General features: G+C 72.3%; 4 protein-coding genes and 1 pseudogene. 4 read left to right on the top strand and 1 reads right to left on the bottom strand.

The window, feature by feature from the left end:
- Window positions 1-85 precede the first annotated feature (85 nt).
- Window positions 86-342, bottom strand: a pseudogene (locus M0R80_31555) (phosphopantetheine-binding protein).
- A 132-nt stretch (window positions 343-474) separates the two neighbouring features.
- On the opposite strand from M0R80_31555, the gene fabG reads away from it, so the two are divergent.
- From fabG to M0R80_31535, 4 genes are read left to right on the top strand one after another with little or no spacing between them, the layout of a single operon-like run.
- Complete coding sequence (fabG, locus tag M0R80_31550; GenBank protein MCK9464179.1) at window positions 475-1,194, top strand: 3-oxoacyl-ACP reductase FabG; 720 nt, start codon at window positions 475-477, stop codon at window positions 1,192-1,194.
- 3 nt (window positions 1,195-1,197) lie between these two features.
- On the top strand, window positions 1,198-1,641 hold the full coding sequence (locus M0R80_31545; protein MCK9464178.1) for a hypothetical protein: 444 nt from the start codon (window positions 1,198-1,200) through the stop codon (window positions 1,639-1,641).
- Window positions 1,574-2,557, top strand: a complete 984-nt coding sequence (locus M0R80_31540) for an acyl--CoA ligase (GenBank protein ID MCK9464177.1) — start codon at window positions 1,574-1,576, stop codon at window positions 2,555-2,557. Before M0R80_31545 ends, M0R80_31540 begins: the two co-directional genes overlap by 68 nt.
- A gap of 5 nt (window positions 2,558-2,562) precedes the next feature.
- Window positions 2,563-3,915 carry a cobalamin-dependent protein gene (locus M0R80_31535; GenBank protein MCK9464176.1) on the top strand — a complete coding sequence of 451 codons (1,353 nt, stop codon included), beginning with the start codon at window positions 2,563-2,565 and terminating at the stop codon, window positions 3,913-3,915.
- Window positions 3,916-4,062: the final 147 nt, after the last annotated feature.

The following is a 4,062-nucleotide window of genomic DNA, read 5'->3' as shown; positions in this document are numbered from 1 at the left end:
GAGGTAGGTCAGGCCCAGGAGCACGATCGGCGGGTACAGGGCGAGGACGACGGCGTCGAAGATGCGGCCCATGGGCTCGGGCGGATCACTTCGAGCGATGCTCGGCTACGAACTCGGCGAGAGCATCGATGGACGCGAACGCCGCGCGCGCGGTCTCCGTGTCCGAAATGTTGATTCCGTAGTTGGCCTCGAGCGCGACCGACAGCTCGAGCGCGTCGATCGAGTCGAGGCCGAGCCCCTCGACGAACAGGGGCTGCGCCTCGTCGATATCGGCGGGCGTGACGTCCTCCAGGTTGCCGCCTTGATGATGATCTCCTTCAACTGCGTCTTCAGATCGCTCATGTTCCGAACTCCGCTGCGACGTGCTTCAAGGGACGCGCCGGATTGACTTTTAGGGGTCAGATAAGTAGCACCATAGCGCTCGCATGGCAACAGCCTCGGCCTCTGGCTTCGGGGCGGGAGAGCGGTACGGTCGTGAGGACACTCGTAACGGGGGCGGGCCGCGGACTCGGCCGCGCGATAGCGAAGCGGCTCGCGGCGGACGGCCACGAGATCTGGGCGCACTACAGGGAGTCCGAGGGCGAGGCGCGGGCGCTGATCGCGGAGATCGAGGCGCGGGGGGGGAAGGGCCGCCTGGTCCGGTTCGACGTGTCGCGCGAGGACGACGTCGCGGCGAACCTCCTGCCGCTCATCAACGAGCACGGCCCGGTCGAGGCGCTCGTCAACAACGCCGGCGCCACGGCGAACGGCTACCTCGCGATGCTCTCCGCCGAGGACTGGCGCCGCGTGCTCTCCGTCAACCTCGACGGGTTCTTCTTCGTCACGCGGGCCTGCCTCAAGGGGATGATGGCGCAGCGCAAGGGGCGCGTCGTCAACATCGCGTCGCTCGCCGGGGAGCGCGGCAACGTCGGCCAGGTGGCGTACGCGGCGTCCAAGGCGGGGCTCATCGGCGCGACCAAGGCGCTGGCGCTCGAAATGGCGCGCTGGAACGTGCTCGTGAACGCGGTGTCGCCCGGGCCGCTCGACGTCGGCATGGCCGCGGGCCTCGATCCCGAGAAGCTCAAGCCGCTCATCCCGCTCGGCCGCTTGGGGACCGGCGACGAGGTCGCGGGCGCCGTTTCGTTCCTCCTCTCCGCGGACGCGTCGTACGTGACCGGCCAGGTGATCCCGGTCAACGGCGGCATGGGGATGTAGCCGATGAACCCGCTCTCCCTGCTCGGGCTCGAGGCCGCGCCGGACGCGCCGGTCGTCGTGACGCAGGCCGGTGCGCTCACGCGTCGTGACGCGCTCGCCGAGGCGGCGCACGTGGCGCTCGAGCTGCGCGCGGCCGGGGCCGCGGGGGCGCCGGTCGTGATCAGCCTGGACAGCGGCGCGGGTTTCCTCGCCGGGCTCGTGGGGGCGTGGCTCGCCGGTTCGACGCCCGTGCTCCTCGATCCGCTCGTCCGGCACGAGCTCGACCGCGCGGTGAGGACCACGGGGGCGCGCGCCGTGATCCGCGCCCTAGGAGCGGCGTCGGACGGCTTCGCCGCAGGGATCCCGGTCGTGTCGCCGAGCGGCGCGCGAGGGCGTTTCGATGGGGAAGCGCCCGCGGTGGCGGACGACGCGCCGATCCTGCACCTACACCTCGGGCTCCACCGGTGAGCCCGCGATCGTGCCGAAGAGCTTCGAGCAGCTCGACGTGGAGCGGCGGTTCCTCGAGGGGGAGCTCGGGGCGCCGCTGCGGGCCGCGACGCTCGTGCCCTGGTGCCACATCTTCGGCTTCAACGTGTCGTTCATGACGCCGATCCGCGGCGGCGGCCTCTGCGATCTGACGGCCGGGATCTCGCCCAAGATCGTCCTCGACCGCGCGGCGGCGGGGCTCCTCGACGTCGTCGCCGTGGTGCCGGCGATCCTGCGGGTGATGGTCCGCCTGCTCGAGGAGCGCGGGCCGCTCGCCCTGCCCGAATCGTGCCGGTTCTGCTCGTCGGGCGCGCCGCTGCCGGCCGATCTGCGACGGCGGCTCCTCGAGCTGACCGGCCGGGACGTCACCGACATCTACGGCTCGACCGAGGCCGGGGGCGTGGCGTACCGGCGCGACGACGGGCCGTGGCGCCTGCAGCCGCACGTGGAGTGGCGGGTGTCGGGGGACGGGCACCTCGAGGTGCGGTCGGCGTCCGTGCCGCGCTCCGCCGCCGCGCCGGGAGGGTTCTACCGCATCGGCGATCTCGTGCGGCCCGCGGGCGAGGGGTTCGTGCTCGACGGGCGCGCCGACGACATCGTCAAGATCGGCGGGCGGCGCGTGTCGCTCGACGAGATCCGGGCGGTGATCGAGGCGTGCCCGCAGGTCCGCGCCGCGGCGGTCGCGGTCGAGGAGGTGCGCGGCGAGTCGCGGCTCGTCGCGTTCGTCGAGGCGGAGGAGGGCGTCGTGACCGCCGGCTCCGTCAAGGCGTTCGTCCGGGCGCGGCTCGCGGATCACAAGGTGCCGCGCGCCGTGCACGTCGTCCCGGCGTTCCCGCTGAACCCGGGCGGCAAGATCGACAGGCGGAAGCTCCTCGACGCGCTCGGGGCGAAAGGGTAGTGGGCATGCGTATCCTCCTCGTCAGCGGCTCGCGGGCGCGGATGCCGGATCCGGTCTACCCGCTCGGCCCGGCGATGGTCGGGACCGCGCTGCGGCGCGCGGGGCACGACGTGCGCTGGTTCGACGCGCTCCGGCACGCCGATCCGGCCGCCGCGCTCGCGACGGCGCTCGACGAGGGCGCGCCCGAGGCGGTGCTCCTCTCGATCCGGAACATCGACAACGCCGCGTTCCCGAGCCCGAGCCGGCACTTCGAGGATCACCTCGAGCTCGCGCGGGTCGTCCGGGACAAGACGCGCGCGCCCTTCGTCCTCGGCGGCTCGGCGTTCTCGCTCATGCCCGAGGCGTTCCTCGCGTACCTCGGCGCGGACGCGGGCGCGGTCGGGGAGGGCGAGGTGGCCGCGGTCGACCTCCTCGCGCGGATCGCACGCGGCGAGAAACTGCCGCGGATCGTATCCGCAGCGCGCCTCGCGCCGCCCTTCGTCGTCCCGGACCGCGACCTGTTCGACGCCGCCTGGTACTACCAGAACGGCGGGCTCGCGAACGTGCAGACCAAGCGCGGCTGCGCGCTCGAGTGTGTGTACTGCACCTACCCGCTGCTCGAGGGGAAGTGCATCCGCGCGGTCGAGCCCGGCGCGGTCGTCGACGAGCTCGCGGCGATCCGGGCGTCCGGCATCGGCCACGTGTTCGTCGTCGACGCCGTGTTCAACCGGCCCGAGTCCCACGCCGCGGCGATCTGCGAGGAGATCCTGCGGCGCGATCTCAAGATCTCGTTCACCGGCTACTTCGTGCCGAGCGGCGACCTGCCCGAGCTGCCCGCGCTGCTCCAGCGCGCGGGGTGCGACGCCGTGGAGCTGGGGACCGACTCCCTGAGCGATCCGGTGCTCGAGCGGCTCGCCAAGGGTTTCACCGCGGCCGAGGCGATCGAGTACTCGCGGCGGCTCTCCGAGGCCGGGATCAAGCAGTGCCACAACCTGATCTTCGGCTGCCCTGGCGAGACCGAGGCGACGCTGCGGGAGTCGACCGAGCGCATGGACGCGCTTCAGCCTACCGCGGTGATCGCGATGATCGGGCTGCGCGTCTTCCCGGGCACGCCCCTGTGGCGCGCGGGCGGCGGAGGGGAGGGCGCGGCCTCGGCGGACCCGACGGCGCTCCTCGAGCCGACGTTCTTCCTCGAGGAGGCGGTGGCGGGCACGGTCGTCGAGACGGTCGCGAGGCTCGTCGACGAGCGGCCGAACTGGATCAGCCCGGGGCTTGGCCGGCGCTACAACCCGCGCTACCTCGAGCGGCTGCGCCGCCGGCACAAGGGGCTCCTCTGGACGATCTACGGAGCGGGGGGAGAGGGATCGGGCACCGGGTGAGGCGGTTATTCGGTTCGCGTCCTTGATGTGATTGTCGAGCGGAGATGACGCTCTCGATTCAACCGCAGATCCCGGAGTGTCGTTCGAGGGTCAGGGTATCTCGGCCCAGAGCAGGACGCAGTCCGTCTCGCCCCTCTTCGCCGCGGC

The organism is Pseudomonadota bacterium (assembly GCA_023229365.1).
Classification (GTDB): Bacteria; Myxococcota_A; Polyangia; order JAAYKL01; family JAAYKL01; genus JALNZK01.
The sequence above is the reverse complement of the archived record's forward strand: the minus strand, read 5'-3'. Positions and strand labels throughout refer to the sequence as shown.

Coding starts and splice junctions, on each gene's coding strand:
- M0R80_31545 (MCK9464178.1), top strand. CDS start 1,198: ATGAACCCGCTCTCCCTGCTCGGGCTCGAGGCCGCGCCGGACGCGCCG.
- M0R80_31540 (MCK9464177.1), top strand. CDS start 1,574: ATGGGGAAGCGCCCGCGGTGGCGGACGACGCGCCGATCCTGCACCTAC.
- M0R80_31535 (MCK9464176.1), top strand. CDS start 2,563: ATGCGTATCCTCCTCGTCAGCGGCTCGCGGGCGCGGATGCCGGATCCG.